Raw genomic sequence first — 17663 nt, 5'->3', positions numbered from 1 at the left:
ACTCGCAAGCGATGAGCGCCGACGTGAAGTTGTTCGAATCGCTCGACGCGCTGCACTCCCCCCGGGAGGCACCGGCGCTTCGGGTGGGCCTGGTCGTGCCGCAGTCCGGGCCGCTCGGGCTGACCGGCCCGTCCGCGCTGGACGGTGCCCTGCTGGCCGCGCACGAGGTGAACGCGGGCGGCGGGGTACGCGGGGTGCCACTGGAGCTGGTGCTGGTGGACGGCGGGGCGGAGCCGGCCGCGGTGGCGGGCGAAGTGGCGCTGCTGCTGGCCGCGGGCGCGGTGGACGCGGTGGCCGGCTGCCACTCCAGCGACGTGCACCGGGCTGTGGAGACGGTGACGGCCGGGCGGACCGCGTACGTGTTCACCCCGCCGCACGAGGGCGGCACCCGGCTGGCCGGGGTGGTCTGCACCGGCGCCACACCGGACCATCAACTGCACTCCACCATCGAGCAGTTGACTACCAGTCACCAGATTCGCCGCTGGGCGCTGGTCGGCAACGACTACATCTGGCCGCGCGCGGTGCACCGGGCGGCCGGGGCGGCGATCGCCCGCACCCCGGCCCGGGTGGTGCTGGCGCGTCACCTGCCGTTCGGGGCGACGGAACGGGCGCTGGAGCCACTGCTCGACGCGGTCCGCGCCGCCCGGGCCGACGCGCTGCTGCTGAGCCTGATCGGCCGGGACCTGGTGCGGTTCAACCGGGCGCTGCGCCGCAGCGGCCTGGACCGCCGGCTGGTGCGGCTCTCCGGCGCGCTGGAGGAGAACAGCCTGCTGGCGTACGGCGGCGACGACACCGGGACGCTGTACGCGTCGATGCCGTCGTTCGCGAACCTCACGGAGGAGCGGCGGCTGCGGCTGGCGGAGCAGCACCGGGCGGTGTTCGGACCGTACGCGCCGGTGCTGGACGCGTACGCGGTGGGCCTCTACGACGGACTGCACCTGCTGGCGGCGCTCGCGGCGCGCGGCGAGCTGGTGCCGGACGGGCTCGCGGGGGCGGCGCTGCGGCTGCTGCACGGGGAGGACGCGGCGACCCGGCGGGCCTGGGCACGGGCACCGCTGGGCCCGGCGCGGGAGCGGGTGCACCTGGCGCGGGCGGAGGGGCTGGGCTTCACCGTGCTGTCCTGACGGGCGGCCGCGGAGGCCCCGGCGGGTCCGGCGGCCCGGGGGGCGCCCGCCCGCCCGGCGCCACGCCCGGCACCTCACCCGGGCCGAAACTCTTCCATTTGGAAATAACTGCCTCTACTCTCTCCCCCACCACCCCAGGGTCGTCACGGGAGAGAGCCCCCATGTCCGAAGCACCCGCGCCCCAGAACATCGAGAACTACGGCTACCGACAGGAGCTGCGCCGCTCACTCCGCTTCACCGACCTGCTGGTCTACGGTCTGGTGTTCATGGTGCCGATCGCCCCGTTCGGCATCTTCGGCAGCGTCTTCCAGGGCTCGGGCGGCATGGTCGCCCTGGCCTACGTGCTCGGGATGGTGGCGATGATGTTCACCGCCCTCTCGTACGCGCAGATGTCGCGGGCCTTCCCGATGGCAGGCTCGGTGTACACCTACGCGGGCCGGGGCATCGCGGCGCCGATCGGGTTCCTGTCCGGGTGGATGATCCTGCTGGACTACGTGCTGGTGCCCGGCCTGCTCTACCTGATCGCCGGCGTGGCGATGAACTCGCTGGTGCCCGCGGTGCCGGTCTGGCTCTGGCTGGTCGGCTTCGTGCTGCTCAACACCGCCGTCAACTACCTGGGCGTCGAGATGACCGCCCGGGTCAACAAGGCGATGCTGATCGGCGAACTGGTGGTGCTGGCCGTCTTCATCGCCGTCGGCCTGGCCGCCCTCGCCTCCGGCAAGGGCCGGGGCTTCGACCTCACCCCGCTGTACAACCCGCACACCTTCTCCTGGAGCCTGGTGTTCGGGGCGGTGTCGATCGCGGTGCTGAGCTTCCTCGGCTTCGACGGGATCTCCACCCTCTCGGAGGAGAACCGGGACTCCGCCCGCGCGATCGGCCGCTCGATGATCGCCGCACTGCTGCTGGCCGGGTCGCTGTTCATCGCCCAGACCTGGATCGCCTCCCTGCTGGTGCCAGACCCGGAGGCACTGATCAGCCAGGGCGACCCGAACGGCACCGCCTTCTACGACGCGGCCCGCACCGCCGCCGGCGGCTGGCTCGCCACCCTGACGGCCGCCGCCACCGCCGTCGCCTGGGGCTTCGCCAACTCCCTGGTGGCCCAGGCGGCCACCTCGCGGCTGCTGTACGCGATGGCCCGCGACCGGCAGTTGCCCGCCTTCCTCGCCAAGGTCCACCCGCGCCACCGCGTCCCGGTCAACGCCACCCTGCTGACCGCCGGGGTCTCGCTGCTGCTCGGCCTCTACACGGCCTCCCGCGAGGACGGCATCACACTGCTCAGCACCCTGGTGAACTTCGGGGCGCTGACCACCTTCCTGGTGCTGCACGTGTCGGTGGTGGTGCACTACCTGATCCGCTCGCGCAGCCGCGACTACTGGCGCCACCTCGTCGCCCCGGCCATCGGCTTCGTGATCCTGGCGTACGTGGTCGTCAACGCCGACATCGCCGCCCAGCGGCTGGGCTTCGTCTGGCTGGCGCTCGGCCTGCTGGTGCTGACCGGGCTGGTCGCCACCGGACGCCGCCCGCGTCTGGCGGTCGCCGACCCGGGCACCGGCGCCGATGCCGATACCACTCCCAGGACCGCCGCCGGCCCCCTCCCGAAGGAGAACCAGTGAACCTGCCCGACATCGTCTCCCTCACGCCCGGCCCGGAGGAGTACGCGTACACCTTCGGCGGCCGTGCGCCGCTGGTGACCGTCCAGCCCGGCACCGTCGTCGAACTCACCACCGAGGACTGCTTCGGCGGGCGGGTACGCGGCTTCGGCGACCTGCCCAGCCAGGTCTGCGACTTCCCCTACCTGAACCCCGTGACCGGCCCGATCGCGGTGGCCGGCGCCGAACCGGGCGACACCCTCGCGGTGCACTTCGTGGAGATCACCCCCGCCCGGGACTGGGGCGTCTCCAGCACCTTCCCGCACTTCGGCGCGCTGACCGGCACCCACACCACCGCGCTGCTGCACCCGCCGCTGGAGGAACGGATCTGGATCTACGAGCTGGACACGGCGGCCGGGGTCTGCCGGTTCCGGGCCCGGAACAGCGACTTCACCGCCGAGCTGCCGCTGGACCCGATGCACGGCACGGTGGGCGTCGCCCCGGCGGCCGGCGAGACCCTGATGTCGATCACCCCGGGCGCGCACGGCGGCAACCTCGACACCCCGGAGATGCGGGCCGGCACCACCGCCTACTTCGGCGTCAACGTGCCCGGCGGACTGCTGGCCCTCGGCGACGGCCACGCCCGCCAGGGCGAGGGCGAGGTGTGCGGGACGGCGGTGGAGACGGCGATGCGCACCACGGTGGTGATCGACCTGGTCAAGGGCGGCGGACCGGCCTGGCCCCGGCTGGAGAACGACCGGTACCTGATCTCCACCGGCTCGGCGCGGCCGCTGGAGGACGCCTTCCGGATCAGCCAGCACGACCTGGTCGGCTGGACGCGCGCCCTGCTGGGCCTGGACGAGCTGGACGCCTACCAGCTGGTCAGCCAGGCCGGGCTGGCCCCGGCGGCCAACGTCTGCGACACCAACTACACGATGGCCGCCAAGCTGCCCAAGTCCCTGCTGGGCCGCGCCCACGCGTACGACGGCCTGCACGAGCGGCTGCGCGCGACGGCCACCGCCTACCTGCGGCACCGCTGACGGCGGCGCCGGGACCGCCGGGCGCCCTGCCCGGTGGCCCGTGGTCACCGGGCAGGACACCGCCCGGACCGGGCCCACCCGGTCGTGGGCGACGGCCTCGGGGGCGGCTACCGTACCGAGACGAGTCCCGTCCCGACACCCGACCATCCCGAAGGGGACCTACGTGAGCCTGTACGACATCCCGCTGCGCACGCTGTCCGGCGAGGCCGCCTCGCTGGGCGACTACCGGGGCAAGGCCCTGCTGATCGTCAACGTCGCCTCCAAGTGCGGTCTGACGCCGCAGTACGCGGGCCTGGAGCGGCTCCAGGAGCGGTACGCCGGGCGCGGTTTCACCGTGCTGGGCTTCCCGTCCAACCAGTTCGCCGGTCAGGAGCCGGGCAGCGCCGGGGAGATCCGGACCTTCTGCTCCACCACCTACGGCGTCACCTTCCCGCTGTTCGAGAAGACCGACGTCAACGGTGAGGACCGCCACCCGCTCTACGCCGAACTGACCCGGAGCGCCGACGCCGAGGGCCAGGCCGGGGACATCACCTGGAACTTCGAGAAGTTCGTCATCGCGCCGGACGGCACCGTCGCCGCCCGGATCCGGCCGCGCACCGAGCCGGAGTCGGACGAGGTGACCGCCGCGATCGAGGCCGTGCTGCCGGCCTGACGGCCCGTCGAACGGCCCGTCCGACGGCGGGGCGAGGGGCCCGGGACCACGCGGCGGTCCCGGGCCCCTCGCCTGTCACGGCCCCAGCAGCAGCCGCGTCCCCGGCGGCAGCTCGCCGTCGCGGGCCGCGCCGCGCAGATGGGAGAGCAGCGTCTCGCGCAGGGCGGCCGCCGCCCTGGTCAGCGGGACCTCGTGGCCGTGCGCGACGGCGATGGTCCGCCCGAGGCCCGGGCCGGCGAACGGGGTGACGACGAGCCCCGAGCGGGCCGCGACCATGCCCGGCAGCACGGCGGGCCCCAGCCCCGCCCGGACGAAGCCGAGCACCGCGTCCATCTCGCCGCCCTCCACCGCGAACTCCGGCTCGAACCCGGCCTCCCGGCAGGCCGCCAGCGTCGCCTCCCGGAGGTCGTAGCCCTCGCGGAACATCACCAGCGGCCGCCCGCGCAGCTCCGCCACCCGCGCCCGGCGGCGCGGCCCGGCTTCGGCTTCGGCTTCGGCTTCGGCTTCGGCTTCGGCTTCGGCGGAGACCAGCACCAGCTCCTCGTGCAGCAGCTCGGTGACCGCCAGCGCGGGCGCCGCCTCACCGCTCGGCGGTGTGATGATCAACGCGACGTCCAGTTCCCCCGCCGCCAGGGTCCGGACCAGGTCCCGCGAGCCGCCCTCCCGGACCACCAGTGCCACCCCCGGGTAGCGGTCCCGGAAGAGCCGCAGGACATCCGGCACCAGGCTGGTGCAGAGGCTCGGCGGCGCCCCCAGCCGGACCCGGCCGCGGCGCAGCTGCACCGTCTCCTGGACGGCCAGCCGGGCGCTCTCGGTGTCCGCGAGGATGCGCCGGGCGAGTGGCAGCAGCGCGTCGCCGGCGTCGGTGAGGGCGATGTTGCCGCGGGTGCGATGGAACAGTTCGGCACCCAGCTCCCGCTCCAGTGCGCGGATCTGCTGCGAGAGCGAGGGCTGGGCGACATGGGCCGCCTCGGCCGCCCGGGTGAAGTGGCGGGTCTCGGCGACGGCGAGGAAGTAGCGGAGTTGCTGGAGCTGCACCCGGCCAGGATAGGCACACTCGATAGGCACTGGCTATCGTCGCGAGCCGCATCATGTCTTGGACGCACCCACCCGGCCGTCCCTACCGTTGTCGCCATGACAACCGCGACTCGGACGGGCCGGCATCCGTCCACCCTGGCGACCCTCTGGCGGTCGACCGTCGGCAAGAAGGCGGTCATGGCCGTCAGCGGACTGGTCATGCTGCTGTACCTGGTCGCACACATGCTGGGCAACCTCAAGGTCTTCTTCGGCCCGGACGACATCAACGGCTACGCGGCGTGGCTGCGCACCCTCGGCCAGCCCTTCCTCGGCCACGAGTGGTTCCTCTGGATCGCCCGGGCCGGCCTGCTCGCCGCCGTCCTGCTGCACGGCGTGGCCGCGTACCAGCTCAGCCGGCGCGACCTCGCGGCCCGGCCGAGCAAGTACGTGCACCAGCGGCGGCGGGCCAGTTACGCGACCCGCACGATGCGCTGGGGCGGGGTGATCCTGGCGCTGTTCATCGTCTGGCACATCCTGGACCTCACCACGCTCACCGTGAACCCGGCCGCCGAACACGGCCACCCGTACCAGAACATCGTGGCCTCCTTCTCGAACTGGTACAGCTGCGTGATCTACGTCGTCGCGATGCTGGCCGTCGGTCTGCACATCCGGCACGGCTTCTGGAGCGCCGCGCAGACCCTCGGTGCCAACAACGCCCGCCGGGACCGGGCGTTGAAGCTGACCGCCAACGGCCTGGCCCTGGTGCTGACCGTCGGCTTCCTGTCCGTCCCCGTGGCCGTGATGACCGGAGTGGTGAGTTGAGCGCCTACAGCGACTACCGCGTCGGCGAGCCGATCGCCGACACCAGGGCCCCCGCCGGGCCGATCGAACAGCGCTGGGACCAGCGGCGGTTCGACGCCAAGCTGGTCAACCCGGCCAACCGGCGCAAGCACACCGTGATCGTGGTCGGCACCGGCCTGGCCGGCGGCGCGGCCGGTGCCACCCTCGCCGAACAGGGCTACCACGTGGTGCAGTTCTGCTTCCAGGACTCCCCCCGACGGGCCCACTCGATCGCCGCCCAGGGCGGCATCAACGCCGCCAAGAACTACCGCAACGACGGCGACTCGATCCGCCGGCTCTTCTACGACACCGTCAAGGGCGGCGACTTCCGCGCCCGCGAGTCCAACGTGCACCGGCTCGCCCAGGTGTCGGTGGAGATCATCGACCAGTGCGTGGCCCAGGGCGTCCCGTTCGCCCGCGAGTACGGCGGCCTGCTGGACACCCGCTCCTTCGGCGGCGTCCAGGTGTCCCGCACCTTCTACGCCCGCGGCCAGACCGGCCAGCAGCTGCTGCTCGGCGCCTACCAGGCGCTGTCGCGCCAGATCGCGGCCGGGAACGTCGAGATGCACCCGCGCACCGAGATGCTCGACCTGCTGGTGATCGACGGACGGGCGCGCGGCATCGTCGCCAGGGACCTGGTGACCGGCGCGGTCTCGACCTACACCGCCGACGCGGTGGTGCTGGCCAGCGGCGGCTACGGCAACGTCTTCTACCTCTCCACCAACGCCAAGAACTCCAACGCCACGGCCGTCTGGCGGGCCCACCGGCGGGGCGCCTACTTCGCCAACCCGTGCTTCACCCAGATCCACCCCACCTGCATCCCGCGCTCCGGCGAGCACCAGTCGAAGCTGACCCTGATGAGCGAGTCGCTGCGCAACGACGGCCGGATCTGGGTGCCCTCGGCCAAGGGCGACACCCGGCCGCCGGCCGAGATCCCCGAGGCCGAGCGCGACTACTACCTGGAGCGGATCTACCCGTCGTTCGGCAACCTCGTCCCGCGTGACATCGCCTCCCGGGCCGCCAAGAACGTCTGCGACGAGGGCCGCGGTGTCGGCCCCGGCGGGCAGGGCGTCTACCTGGACTTCGGTGACGCCATCCGCCGGCTGGGCCGGGACGCCGTGGCCGCCAAGTACGGCAACCTGTTCGAGATGTACGAGCGGATCACCGCCGAGGACCCGTACCGGGTGCCGATGCGGATCTACCCCGCGATCCACTACACCATGGGCGGGCTCTGGGTCGACTACGACCTGCAGACCACCGTCCCCGGCCTGTTCGCGGTCGGCGAGGCCAACTTCTCCGACCACGGCGCCAACCGGCTCGGCGCCAGCGCGCTGATGCAGGGGCTCGCGGACGGCTACTTCGTCCTCCCGCCGACCGTCAACGACTACCTCGCCCGCAACCCGCTGCCGGCCGTTCCGGACGACCACCCGGAAATCGCCACGGCCGAGGCCGATGTGACGGACCGTCTGAACCTGATCCTGGCGGTGGACGGCGACCGGACGCCCGACTCCTTCCACCGCGAACTGGGCGAACTCCTCTGGGACGAGTGCGGGATGGCCCGCGACGAGGCCGGCCTGCGCCGCGCCCTCGCCCGGATCCCGCTGCTGCGCGAGGAGTTCTGGCGCCGGATCAAGGTCCCCGGCACCGGGCAGGAGCTCAACCAGTCGCTGGAGAAGGCCAACCGCCTGGTCGACTACTTCGAGCTGGCCGAGCTGATGTGCCTGGACGCCCTGCACCGCGCGGAGTCCTGCGGCGGTCACTTCCGGGTCGAGAGCCAGACCGAGGACGGCGAGGCGGCCCGCCGCGACGAGGAGTTCTCCTACGCCGCCGCCTGGGAGTTCACCGGCACCGGCACGGCCCCCGTCCTGCACCGCGAACACCTCGACTTCGAGCACGTCCACCCCACCCAGCGGAGCTACGCGTGAACCTCACCCTGCGCATCTGGCGCCAGGCGGGCCCGGAGGCACCGGGCTCGATGACCACCTACCAGGTCAGCGGGATCAGTCCCGACATGTCCTTCCTGGAGATGCTCGACACCCTCAACGAGGAGCTGATCACCCGGGGCGACACCCCGGTGGCCTTCGACCACGACTGCCGCGAGGGCATCTGCGGCGCCTGCGGCATGGTCATCAACGGCCAGGCCCACGGCCCCGAGCGGACCACCACCTGCCAGCTCCACATGCGGCACTTCACCGACGGCGACACCATCGACATCGAGCCGTGGCGGGCCTCCGCCTTCCCGGTGGTCAGGGACCTCGTGGTGGACCGCTCGGCGTTCGACCGCATCATCGGCTCCGGCGGCTACATCACCGCCCCCACCGGCAGCGCCCCCGACGCCCACGCCACCCCCGTGCCCAAGGCGGCCGCCGACACGGCCTTCGAGCACGCCGAGTGCATCGGCTGCGGCGCCTGTGTCGCCGCCTGCCCCAACGGCTCGGCGATGCTCTTCACCTCCGCCAAGGTCGTCCACCTCAACGTCCTGCCGCAGGGCGCGCCCGAGCGGAAGTCCCGGGTGCGGTCCATGGTCGCCGCGATGGACGCCGAGGGCTTCGGCGGCTGCACCAACACCGGCGAGTGCGCCACCGCCTGCCCGAAGGGCATCCCGCTGCCCAGCATCGCGGCGATGAACCGCGAGTTCCTCCGCAGCGCGACGGGCTGACCGGCCGGCCGAGGGCCCTCGCCACCGGGTGGCGGGGGCCCTCGGCGCGCTCAGCCCCGGGCGGCTCCGTCGGCAGGCGGGACGGCGGGCAGGACGGCGAGGGCGTCCGCGAGGAGGCGCAGCTGGGCGGGGCGGACGGAGGGGCCCATGGCCGCCAGGCGCAGCGGGCTCAGCGCGCCGAGCATCGCCCGGAGGCCGGGGGCGGCGAGCATCGGCAGCTGGTCGAGGACGGCGGCGCGCGCCCGGTCGTCCTGGAGCAGGACGCGCAGCGGGGTGTGGACGGAGAGCGGGGTCTCGGGGAACTCGGCCGGGTCGGGCAGGGGTTCGGCGGCGGCGCGGGCCTGCGGCTGCTGGGCGCGGGCGAGCAGGTGCTCCGCGGTGACCGGCCCCTCGGCGGGCAGCCCGAGGCGTTCGAACTGGTCCGCCGGGGCGTCGCTGTCCCGCAGGGCCTGGGTGAGCAGGGCTGCCAGCCGGAGTTCGAGTTCGTCGTCGACCAGCGGGTTCTCCTGCCCGGGGTCGGTGTCGAGGTCGAACAGCAGGGTGCCGAAGGCGTACGGGTTGCCGAAGGACTGGGCGGGCAGCCGGAGCACGGGGACGCCCTTGGTGAAGGGCAGCGGCGGTTCGAGGGTGGCGGCGGCCAGCTCCTGCGGGCTGAAGTGGCCGCGCATGTGGGTGGGCATCAGGGTGTGCTCGTGGAGCGGCCGGTTCGACGGGTCCTTGCAGGCCCGCATGTAGACGTAGCGGCCGTCGGTGACGCTGACGTGGCCCCCGAAGACGCCGAACAGGCCGTGCGGCCGGACGGGGGTGTCGTGGGCGACGGTGTCGGCGAGCGGCCGGCCCTGCATGTCGGGGGTGCGGTGGACGCCGAAGAACTCCAGCAGGGTGGGGCCGAGGTCGATGGTCTGGACGAGGGCGGCCCGGCGGCCGGTGGCGCGGGTGCGCGGGTCCCAGATGAACAGCGGGGTGTGGATGTTCTCGTCGTACCAGGGCTGGATGTTCTTGCCCCACCAGCCGCGCTCGCCGAGCAGCAGCCCGTGGTCGGTGCAGACGATCAGCAGGGTGTCGTCCCAGAGACCGTGCTCGTCGAAGGCGTCGAGGACCCGGCCGAGGGAGTCGTCGCACATGGTGAGCAGCGCGGCGTACTCGTTGCGGGCGTGCTCGACCGCCTCGGGGGTCTCGGTGACGCGCTTGTAGTCCGGCCAGTCGAAGTGCGGGCCGTCCCAGTCGTGCGGGTAGTGCTTCTTGTGCTGCTCGTAGGAGTAGAACGGCTCGTGCGGGTCGAAGCACTCGATCTGCAGGAACCAGCGGTCGGCGTCGCGGTTGGTGGCGATGAACTCCAGCCCGGCGTCGAAGGTGCGGGTCTGGGGGTGGTCGGCGAGGTCGGCCAGGTACTGGCGGTTGACCCAGTCCTGGCGCCACATCGGGCCGTCGCGCCAGGACAGCGTCTCGGGGATGTCCGGGTCGGCGACGTGGCCCTTCCACTTGTCGCCCTCCTGGCCGCGGAAGAACTCGTAGCTGTCGTAGCGGTTGTGGTAGGTGGCGCCGCCGTCCTCCCAGTAGTGCTGGTGGTCGGTGACCAGGTGGGTGTAGACGCCGGAGCGGCCGAGCAGGTCGGGGACGGAGTCGTCGAAGGGCTCCAGCGGGCCCCAGGAGCGGTGCAGGAAGTTGTAGCGCCCGGTGTGCATCTCGCGGCGGGCGGGCATGCAGGGCATGCTGCCGCCGTAGCAGTTGTCGAAGGTGGCGGCGCGCTCGGCGAGCCGGCTGAAGTTCGGGGCGAGGGTCCAGTCGCAGCCGTAGGGCGGCAGGAACCGCCGGTTGAGGCTGTCGAACATGACCATGACGGCTTTCACCGGGTGTCGTCTCCTTCGGTGGGCGGCGGGGCCGCGGACGTGCGGACGGGGTTCAGCGGGGTGCCGTCGGCGCCCTGGGCGTCCTGGGCGTCCTGGAGCAGCCTTCGGGTGCGCTCCAGCCAGTCGATCCAGGCGTCGACGGCGGAGGTGCCGTACTGGTGGGAGAGCTCGCGGATCAGGCGGATCCGGTAGGCGTCGGCCTCCGGGGTGCCCTCGGGGAAGGCGATGCCGCGGTCGCGGCCGCGCGAGGTGGCGACCTGGTGGCGGCGGTAGGCGAGTTCGGTGTCGATCAGGCCGGGCAGGACGTCGGGGGCGAGCATCCCGGCGAAGAAGAACCGGGTCATGAAGTCCGGGTCCTGGAACCGGCTGGTCGGCCGGTAGGGCGAGCGGGCCTCGGCCAGCAGCTCGGCCCGGCCGGCCTCGGTGAGGCGGTAGACCTTGGCGTCCGGGCGGCCGTCGCGCGGGTCGACCTCGAACTCGACCCAGCCCTTCTCGTTCATCCGGTTGAGCAGCCGGTAGATCTGGCTCTGGTGGACGTTGGAGCGGACGAAGCGGCCCTCGCTCGCCAGCCAGTGGCGCAGGTCCCAGCCGCTGCGCGGATGGAGGGCCAGCAGGCCCAGCAGGACATGGTCGAACTTCACGGGCGGGTCGCTCTCTTCCGTCGTCCGGCGGACGGACGGCTCCGCCCACCTAGATGAATAGTCACCTAGGTGAAAAATGCTATAGCTTGAGGCCATGAGTCAACCCCCGCCGAGGAAGGCGTGCTGCCTGCCGGACCGGCCGGCCACCCCCGTCCGGCCGCCGGAGCCCCCGCCGTCACCCGCCGCACTGCGGCCCGGGCACCGGCAGATCGAACTGCCCGGCGGCGCCTTCGCGATGGGCGACGCGTTCGGCGAGGGCTACCCGGCGGACGGCGAGACGCCGGTGCACACCGTGGAGCTGCCGCCGTTCGCGATCGACGCGACGCCCGTCACCACGGCGATGTTCGCCGCCTTCGCCGAGGCCACCGGCCACCGCACCGACGCCGAACGGGCCGGCTCCTCGGCCGTCTTCCACCTGTTCGTCGTCGCCGAACCGGCCGACGTCCTCGGCCGCTCCCCCGCCGCGCCCTGGTGGACCGAGGTGCGCGGCGCCGACTGGCGGCACCCGTACGGCCCGCTCAGCGACACCGCCGACCTGGCCGACCACCCGGTGGTGCACATCAGCCACCACGACGCGCTGGCGTACTGCCGCTGGGCCGGGCGCCGGCTGCCCACCGAGGCCGAGTGGGAGTACGCCGCCCGCGGCCCGCACCCCGGGCTGCGCTACCCGTGGGGCGACGAACTGCGCCCGGACGGCGCGCACCGCTGCCGGATCTGGCAGGGCCGGTTCCCGGATCTCCCCAGCGGCGAGGACGGCTGGTACGCCACCTCGCCGGTGGGCGACTACCCGCCCAACGACTTCGGTCTGTACGACGTGGCCGGGAACGTCTGGGAGTGGTGCGCCGACCGCTTCGACCCCGACTGGTACACCCGTTCGCCCCGGTACGACCCGCGCGGACCGCGGGAGGACCGGGACGGGCGGGGGCGGCGGGTGCTGCGCGGCGGCTCCTACCTGTGCCACGACTCGTACTGCAACCGCTACCGGGTGGCCGCGCGGACCGGCAACACCCCGGACTCCACCAGCGGCAACTGCGGCTTCCGGACGGTGGCCGACGGCGTCCCGACCCGCTGAGGCGCGCGGGGCACCGGGGCGCGCGCGGGACGTGCACGGAGTGCGCAGTAGATATGGGGGCGCACGCCGGACGGTCGCACGCGCCCCGCAGGAGTGGTGCTTCGTCAGCGCCGGTGCTGCACACCCGGAATTCGCGCTACGGTGGTTCCCGCGCTACGGAGGGTTGCATATGCCCGAGGTTCAGTCCTGTTCCGGGTGTGGCGGGTCCGGAGGGACCGAGAAGACCGAGGCCACGGTCGGGCTGGACGAGGAGAGGAACATGGTGCCGGAGATCCACACCTTCTGGTCGCCGTGCGGCCGGTGCCACGGATCCGGAACGGTGATCGTCGGATGAGGCTGGTCTTCGAGTGCGTCGAGTGCGGCGGCCATTACCTGCCGCCCGAGAGCATGACGTATCCGGACGGGCCCGCGTCCCCGCTCTGGTGCTCGCGCTGCCAGGAGGCGAAGCGGGCGGCGGGGATCGGCGAGGACCGGCTGCTGGCGCGGCTGGCGCTCGCCGCCGCGCGGGCCTCGGTCGCCACCCGCGCGGTGTGCCCCCCGGAGAGCGCCGAGCCCGCCCGGCCGGATGTCCGGCCCTCGCGGCCGCCGCTTTCCCGCCGGGCGCGGTCCGGCCCTGGCGGGGTACGCAGCAAGCTGCTCTGAGCGGGGCCCTCTGAGCGGGGCCCTCGCCCTCGGCGTGGGGGCTCTCCGCGCGGGGGCCGGGGCGGGTCAGAAGAGCGCCTCCTGGGCGTCCTCCTCCCTCGGCCGCACCCGGGCACGCAGGGCCAGGCCCTCGGGCCGGCGCCCGGTCACCGGGGTGAGGGTCCACCCGGTGAGCAGCCGGGTGTCCAGCAGCAACGGCGTACTGTCGGCGGCGTCCGCCGCTCCCCCCGGGGTCTCCGGGCGCCCCTGGGTCCCCTGGATCTCCTGGGCCTCCGGCGGGTCGAGGAAGAGGTGACGGCCGATGGGCGGCCGCAGCGTGCCCGCGACGACGGCGCCGGAGGCGAGCCCGGTGACCTGCCGGTAGGCGGCGGGGGCGCCTCCGGCCAGGCCGAACAGGTCGATGTGGTCGGTGACCGGGCGGGCGGGCAGGAGCTCCACCGCGTGGCCGTGGAGCAGCCGGTGGGCCCGGCCCCGGGCGTCGGACAGGATCGCCCGGCGCCCGTCCGCGTCGCCGTGCCGCCACCAGTGGTCGAGCTTGACCCGGCTGGTGAAGCGCTCCCGGGCCAGGCCCGCGGCGGCCACGGTCAGTTCGGCACGCCGGACGGCGGGCAGTCCGCCCCGGGCGGCGAAGGTGTAGGCCAGGGCGCCCTGTTCGAGCAGCCGGCTGGTGCCGCGCTGCTCGGCCGTGAGACCGACCTTCAGCAGGCCGTCGCCGAACCAGGCGAGGTAGAGCAGGTAGGTGCGGCCGTCGTCGAGGATCTGGTCCCGGGCGAGGGCGAGGCCGCGGTCGACGCTCTGGCAGGCGGCGCACTGGACGGCGCCGCCGCCCGGGTCGATGGCGGCCCGGTGGGGGCAGGGGGTGCGCTCGGGCATGTCGGCGATCCACGCGCCGGTGCAGCGGCGCGGCCCGGTGAGCAGCCAGCCGACCTCGGTGCCGGGCGCGGCGGCGCGTTCGTGCACCCGGCCGCCGTTGACGGCGCTGAGCACCGGCCGGCCGTCCTTCCAGTGCAGGCCGGTGGAGATCCAGCCGGTGGGCCGCTCCGGCCGCTGCTGTGGGTTCACGCTCGTCCTCCCGTACGAAACAGCGAGGTTACCCGCTGCCCCGGACAGTCCCGCCGGGCGGCCGCCGGGACAGCGGGCGCCACCGGGGCGACGCCCCGCCGTCGGGGCCGGTGAGCAGGCCGTTCACGCACCCCGGAAATCCGCTCGGCGGCCCGGCCGGCCGTTGGTACCGTCCCGCCATGATCGAAGAAACCGCCCCGGAGGCCCCCGGGCCCGTCACCGCCGACGACCTGGCGCTCACCCTGCGCCTCGCCACGGCCGCGCTGCGCGGCGCTCCCGAGGGCGCCGACTGGTCCCGGCCCGCCGGAGCGCTGGCGTGGGACTGCTGGGCCACCGTCGAGCACCTGGCCGACGATCTGCTCTCCTACGCGGCCCAGCTCGGGCCGGGGGCCCCGCCGCTCGACCGCTACGTGCCGTTCCTGACGGTGCGCCACGCCCCCGGCGCGCCGAACGGCTTCGTCCACGCCGAGCGCGACGCGGGCCCGGCCGGACTGCTCCAGGTGCTGGAGGCGAGCGGTGCGCTGATGGTCGCGATGGCCCGCACCGCCGCGCCCGGGACCCGCGCGTACCACCCGTGGGGCGTCTCGGACCCGGCCGGGTTCACGGCGATGAGCCTGGTGGAGACGCTGGTCCACGTGCACGACGTCACCCAGGGCCTCGGTCTGCCCTGGCAGCCCCCGGCCGGCCCCTGCCGGCGCACCCTGGCCCGGCTCTTCCCGGACGTCCCCCTCGGCCAGGGCGCCGACCCCTGGCAGACGCTGCTCTGGGCCACCGGCCGGGCCGGGACGCCCGGGCGCCCGCGTCGCACCGACTGGCGCTGGTACGCGGAAGTACCGTCCGCGGGGCGGTAGGTGCACTGACCACGGAGGTCGGTGACGGCGCCCCCGCCCGCGGAGGCCGCCGCAGGCCGTGGGCGCTTGGGCGGTTCGCCCGTCCACGTTCTATTGTGGCGGGCGCGGTGGTGGCGCGGCCGGGAGGCGGCGCGCCGGGGCCGGGTGCGGAACGAAGGGGTGGACGGTGGCGGGGCGGCGGAACAACGGGGTGCTGGCGGTCTGGGCGGAGGCGCAGCGGCAGCAGCAGCGCCGGGAGGAGGCCCAGTGGCGCGCCCAGACGGCCGAGCAGCGGCGGCGCGAGCGCGAGTCGCGCGAGGCCCAGCGGGCGGCGACCCGGGGCGAGCGTGAGGCGCTGCGGGCGTACCAGCAGACGCGGGAGGCGGAGGTGGCCCGGCGGACGGCCGAACTGGACGCCCGGGTCGAGGAGTTGCGCGGGCTGCTGCCCGCCGGTCTGCGGCAGCCCGCGTTCAGCCCGCAGGCGCTGCTGGCGCCGCAGGCGCAGCCGCCGTTCGAGCCGGGCCGGCTCGGCGAGCCGGTGCCGATGCCGGACCAGGCGCACTACCAGGTGCCGCCGCCGGACCAGGTCCAGGCCCGCAACCCCGGGGTCTGGCGGCAGTACGAGCAGTACGTGGCGCAGGCCCGGGCCCGGTTCGAGCAGGACTGGTACGCGGCGCAGGCGGCCGAGGCGGACCGGCAGCGGAGGCTGGCCGACTACCACCAGCAGTACCTGGACTGGGTCGCCCAGCACCGCCGGCAGGACGAGGACCGCGCCGCCCGGACGGAGGAGCTGCTGCGGCGGCTGCGCTCCGGCGAGGCGGAGGCCGTGCAGGAGTACTTCACCGCCGGGCTGTACGCCTCGGCGGCCTGGCCGGAGGGGTTCCCGCACCGTCTCGTGGCGGCCTGGGAGGTGTCGACCCGCCAGCTGGTGGTGAACTGGGAGCTGCCGGGCCCGGACATCGTCCCGGCGAGTTCGCGGGTGCGCTACGTCAAGACGGACGACCGGGAGGCGGAGGTGGCCCGGCCGGCCACCGAGCGCAAGGCGCTGTACCGGGAGGTGCTGGCACAGAGCGCGCTGCGGGTGGTGGCGGAGCTGTTCCGGGCGGACCGGGACGGGCTGCTGGACTCGGTGGTGCTGAACGGCTTCGTCCGGGGCATCGACCCGGCCACCGGCCGGGAGGCGGAGCGGTTCCTGTCGACGGTGACGGTGTCCCGGGCGGAGTTCGCGGCGCTGGCGCTGGACCGGGTGGCGGCCGTGGAGTGCTTCCAGGGGCTCGGCGGCGCCCTGTCGGCGCGCCCGGAGCGGCTGGACGAGGTGCGGCCGGACCGCCTGCCGGAGACGGTCGGCGGCAGTCTGGCCGGGCAGGGCGGCGAGGACGAGCCGGACCTCTTCGAGATGGACCCGATCGAGTTCGAGGAGCTGATCGCCGAACTGTTCCGGCTGCGCGGCTTCCGGGTGATGACCACGGCCCGCAGCGGGGACGCCGGGGTGGACGTGGTCGCCGAGGACCTCGACCCGGTGACCGGCGGACGGATCGTCATCCAGGCCAAGCGCTACCGGTCGACGGTCTCCCCCACCGCCGTCCGGGACCTCGATTCCACCGTGCGCCACCACGGTGCGATCAAGGGCATCCTGGTGACCACGGCCGGATTCGGGCCGGGCTCGTACGACTACATCCGCAACAAGCCGCTGACGCTGGTGAGCGGGCCGGAGCTGGTCGAGCTGCTGGCCGAGCAGGGGCTGCGCGGCCGGCTGGGCGGGGACCGCACCAACGGCGGCGGGCCGGCCGCGGCCGGGGCGGCGGCCCCCGCCGAGCCGGCCGACGGCGCGGCGGCGGACCACCGGACCAGCGTGGAGCTGACCTGGCGCAGCCGCACCGCCGGCGGGGACGCGGTGGAGCTGGACGTCTCGGCGTTCCTCTGCGCCTCCGGACGGGTGGTCAGCGACGAGCACTTCGTCTTCTTCAACAACCCGCAGGATCCGGACGGTGCCGTCCGGCTGCACCCCACCCGGTCGGTGCCCGGCGAGCCGGCCCGGGCCGCCCGCGTCACCCTGGAGCTGGGCCGGCTGGCGCCGGGGGTGGACGAGGTGGTGCTCGCCGCCTCCACCGAGGAGGAGGAGCCGCCCGCGGTGCCGCTCGGCTATGTGCACGGCCTCGCCCTGACGGCGGCGTACGGGCCGGGCGCCGCCGGGCCGGAGAGCTGGACGGCCGCCACCGGCGGAATGCCGGACAGCGCGATGCTGCTGGGCTCGTTCCGGCGGACCGGCGGGTCCTGGCAGTTCACGCCGTCCGGCACCGCGGTGACCGGCGGCCTGGCCGGGCTGGCGGTGCACTGGGGCGTCGCGGTCGAGTAGCGGCCGGGGCGGACGCCGCGACCCCTCTCAGGGGCGGATGTCATACCTGAGGATGAGAAGGACCCCCGCCGACCCGCCGGGACGGCGGGGGGTCACCGTCCCCGCGACCGACACATCGCGCCCGAACCGATTGGGAGGATTGAACGGAAGAAGATCATCCGTTCCCGTCCCCAGGAGTCCCCCCGTGACGATGCCCGCAACCGCCGTCCGTACCGGCCGGGCGGCCGCCCGCGCCACCGGTCTGAACAAGGTCTACGGGGAGGGGGAGACCCGCGTCGTCGCCCTCGAC

15 protein-coding genes and 1 pseudogene are annotated in these 17663 nt (G+C 74.1%); 12 read left to right on the top strand and 4 right to left on the bottom strand.

The genetic code is table 11. From position 1 onward, the window contains the following. The first annotated feature begins 11 nt into the window (after positions 1–11). The 4 genes from AB0P06_RS29665 to AB0P06_RS29650 all read left to right on the top strand — a co-directional run bounded on the left by AB0P06_RS29665 (position 12) and on the right by AB0P06_RS29650 (position 4405). A complete protein-coding gene (locus AB0P06_RS29665; protein WP_363612694.1) occupies positions 12–1124 on the top strand; it encodes an ABC transporter substrate-binding protein in 1113 nt (370 codons plus the stop codon). Between the two features lie 161 nt (positions 1125–1285). After that, complete coding sequence (locus tag AB0P06_RS29660) at positions 1286–2737, top strand: APC family permease (RefSeq protein ID WP_363612692.1); 1452 nt, start codon at positions 1286–1288, stop codon at positions 2735–2737. Continuing rightward, positions 2734–3753: an acetamidase/formamidase family protein gene (locus AB0P06_RS29655; RefSeq protein ID WP_363612690.1), complete on the top strand. Its 1020-nt coding sequence runs from the start codon at positions 2734–2736 to the stop codon at positions 3751–3753. Before AB0P06_RS29660 ends, AB0P06_RS29655 begins: the two co-directional genes overlap by 4 nt. Before the next feature lie 163 nt (positions 3754–3916). Next, positions 3917–4405, top strand: coding sequence for a glutathione peroxidase (locus AB0P06_RS29650; protein WP_363612688.1), 489 nt, complete (start codon positions 3917–3919; stop codon positions 4403–4405). A 75-nt stretch (positions 4406–4480) separates the two neighbouring features. Here AB0P06_RS29650 and AB0P06_RS29645 read toward each other — a convergent pair whose 3' ends face one another. Beyond that, positions 4481–5443 (bottom strand): LysR substrate-binding domain-containing protein, encoded by a 963-nt coding sequence (locus tag AB0P06_RS29645; protein ID WP_363612686.1) that lies wholly within the window; start codon positions 5441–5443, stop codon positions 4481–4483. A gap of 96 nt (positions 5444–5539) precedes the next feature. Between AB0P06_RS29645 and AB0P06_RS29640 the strand changes: the two genes are divergently transcribed. From AB0P06_RS29640 to AB0P06_RS29630, 3 genes are read left to right on the top strand one after another with little or no spacing between them, the layout of a single operon-like run. Next, a complete protein-coding gene (locus tag AB0P06_RS29640) occupies positions 5540–6244 on the top strand; it encodes a succinate dehydrogenase cytochrome b subunit (RefSeq protein ID WP_363612684.1) in 705 nt (234 codons plus the stop codon). Then, positions 6241–8187 (top strand): fumarate reductase/succinate dehydrogenase flavoprotein subunit, encoded by a 1947-nt coding sequence (locus AB0P06_RS29635; RefSeq protein WP_363612682.1) that lies wholly within the window; start codon positions 6241–6243, stop codon positions 8185–8187. The genes AB0P06_RS29640 and AB0P06_RS29635 overlap by 4 nt, the downstream gene beginning before the upstream one ends. Beyond that, positions 8184–8921 (top strand): succinate dehydrogenase/fumarate reductase iron-sulfur subunit, encoded by a 738-nt coding sequence (locus tag AB0P06_RS29630; protein WP_363612680.1) that lies wholly within the window; start codon positions 8184–8186, stop codon positions 8919–8921. The genes AB0P06_RS29635 and AB0P06_RS29630 overlap by 4 nt, the downstream gene beginning before the upstream one ends. A gap of 50 nt (positions 8922–8971) precedes the next feature. On the opposite strand, the gene AB0P06_RS29625 is transcribed toward AB0P06_RS29630, so the two are convergent. Then, a complete protein-coding gene (locus AB0P06_RS29625) occupies positions 8972–10771 on the bottom strand; it encodes a sulfatase (protein WP_363612678.1) in 1800 nt (599 codons plus the stop codon). Beyond that, complete coding sequence (locus AB0P06_RS29620; RefSeq protein ID WP_363612676.1) at positions 10768–11412, bottom strand: helix-turn-helix transcriptional regulator; 645 nt, start codon at positions 11410–11412, stop codon at positions 10768–10770. Before AB0P06_RS29620 ends, AB0P06_RS29625 begins: the two co-directional genes overlap by 4 nt. Positions 11413–11506: 94 nt before the next feature. Between AB0P06_RS29620 and AB0P06_RS29615 the strand changes: the two genes are divergently transcribed. Both AB0P06_RS29615 and AB0P06_RS29610 read left to right on the top strand, forming a co-directional pair. Beyond that, positions 11507–12484: a formylglycine-generating enzyme family protein gene (locus tag AB0P06_RS29615; RefSeq protein WP_363612674.1), complete on the top strand. Its 978-nt coding sequence runs from the start codon at positions 11507–11509 to the stop codon at positions 12482–12484. A gap of 330 nt (positions 12485–12814) precedes the next feature. Beyond that, positions 12815–13126, top strand: a complete 312-nt coding sequence (locus tag AB0P06_RS29610) for a hypothetical protein (RefSeq protein WP_363612672.1) — start codon at positions 12815–12817, stop codon at positions 13124–13126. A 66-nt stretch (positions 13127–13192) separates the two neighbouring features. Here AB0P06_RS29610 and AB0P06_RS29605 read toward each other — a convergent pair whose 3' ends face one another. Next, entirely contained in the window at positions 13193–14188 is a 996-nt protein-coding gene (locus tag AB0P06_RS29605) for a hypothetical protein (protein ID WP_363612670.1), read from the bottom strand. Between the two features lie 179 nt (positions 14189–14367). Between AB0P06_RS29605 and AB0P06_RS29600 the strand changes: the two genes are divergently transcribed. The 3 genes and pseudogenes from AB0P06_RS29600 to AB0P06_RS29590 all read left to right on the top strand — a co-directional run. Beyond that, positions 14368–15039 carry a hypothetical protein gene (locus AB0P06_RS29600; RefSeq protein WP_363612668.1) on the top strand — a complete coding sequence of 224 codons (672 nt, stop codon included), beginning with the start codon at positions 14368–14370 and terminating at the stop codon, positions 15037–15039. A 166-nt stretch (positions 15040–15205) separates the two neighbouring features. After that, positions 15206–17374 carry a restriction endonuclease gene (locus AB0P06_RS29595; protein ID WP_363612666.1) on the top strand — a complete coding sequence of 723 codons (2169 nt, stop codon included), beginning with the start codon at positions 15206–15208 and terminating at the stop codon, positions 17372–17374. 190 nt (positions 17375–17564) lie between these two features. Continuing rightward, positions 17565–17663 (top strand): annotated as a pseudogene (locus AB0P06_RS29590) (ABC transporter ATP-binding protein); the annotation flags it as partial.

The sequence above is a fragment of the Kitasatospora sp. NPDC088351 genome, assembly GCF_040685575.1.
Classification (GTDB): domain Bacteria; phylum Actinomycetota; class Actinomycetes; order Streptomycetales; family Streptomycetaceae; genus Kitasatospora.
The sequence above is the reverse complement of the archived record's forward strand: the minus strand, read 5'-3'. Positions and strand labels throughout refer to the sequence as shown.

Coding starts and splice junctions, on each gene's coding strand:
- AB0P06_RS29640 (WP_363612684.1), top strand. CDS start 5,540: ATGACAACCGCGACTCGGACGGGCCGGCATCCGTCCACCCTGGCGACC.
- AB0P06_RS29660 (WP_363612692.1), top strand. CDS start 1,286: ATGTCCGAAGCACCCGCGCCCCAGAACATCGAGAACTACGGCTACCGA.
- AB0P06_RS29615 (WP_363612674.1), top strand. CDS start 11,507: ATGAGTCAACCCCCGCCGAGGAAGGCGTGCTGCCTGCCGGACCGGCCG.
- AB0P06_RS29610 (WP_363612672.1), top strand. CDS start 12,815: ATGAGGCTGGTCTTCGAGTGCGTCGAGTGCGGCGGCCATTACCTGCCG.
- AB0P06_RS29665 (WP_363612694.1), top strand. CDS start 12: ATGAGCGCCGACGTGAAGTTGTTCGAATCGCTCGACGCGCTGCACTCC.
- AB0P06_RS29600 (WP_363612668.1), top strand. CDS start 14,368: ATGATCGAAGAAACCGCCCCGGAGGCCCCCGGGCCCGTCACCGCCGAC.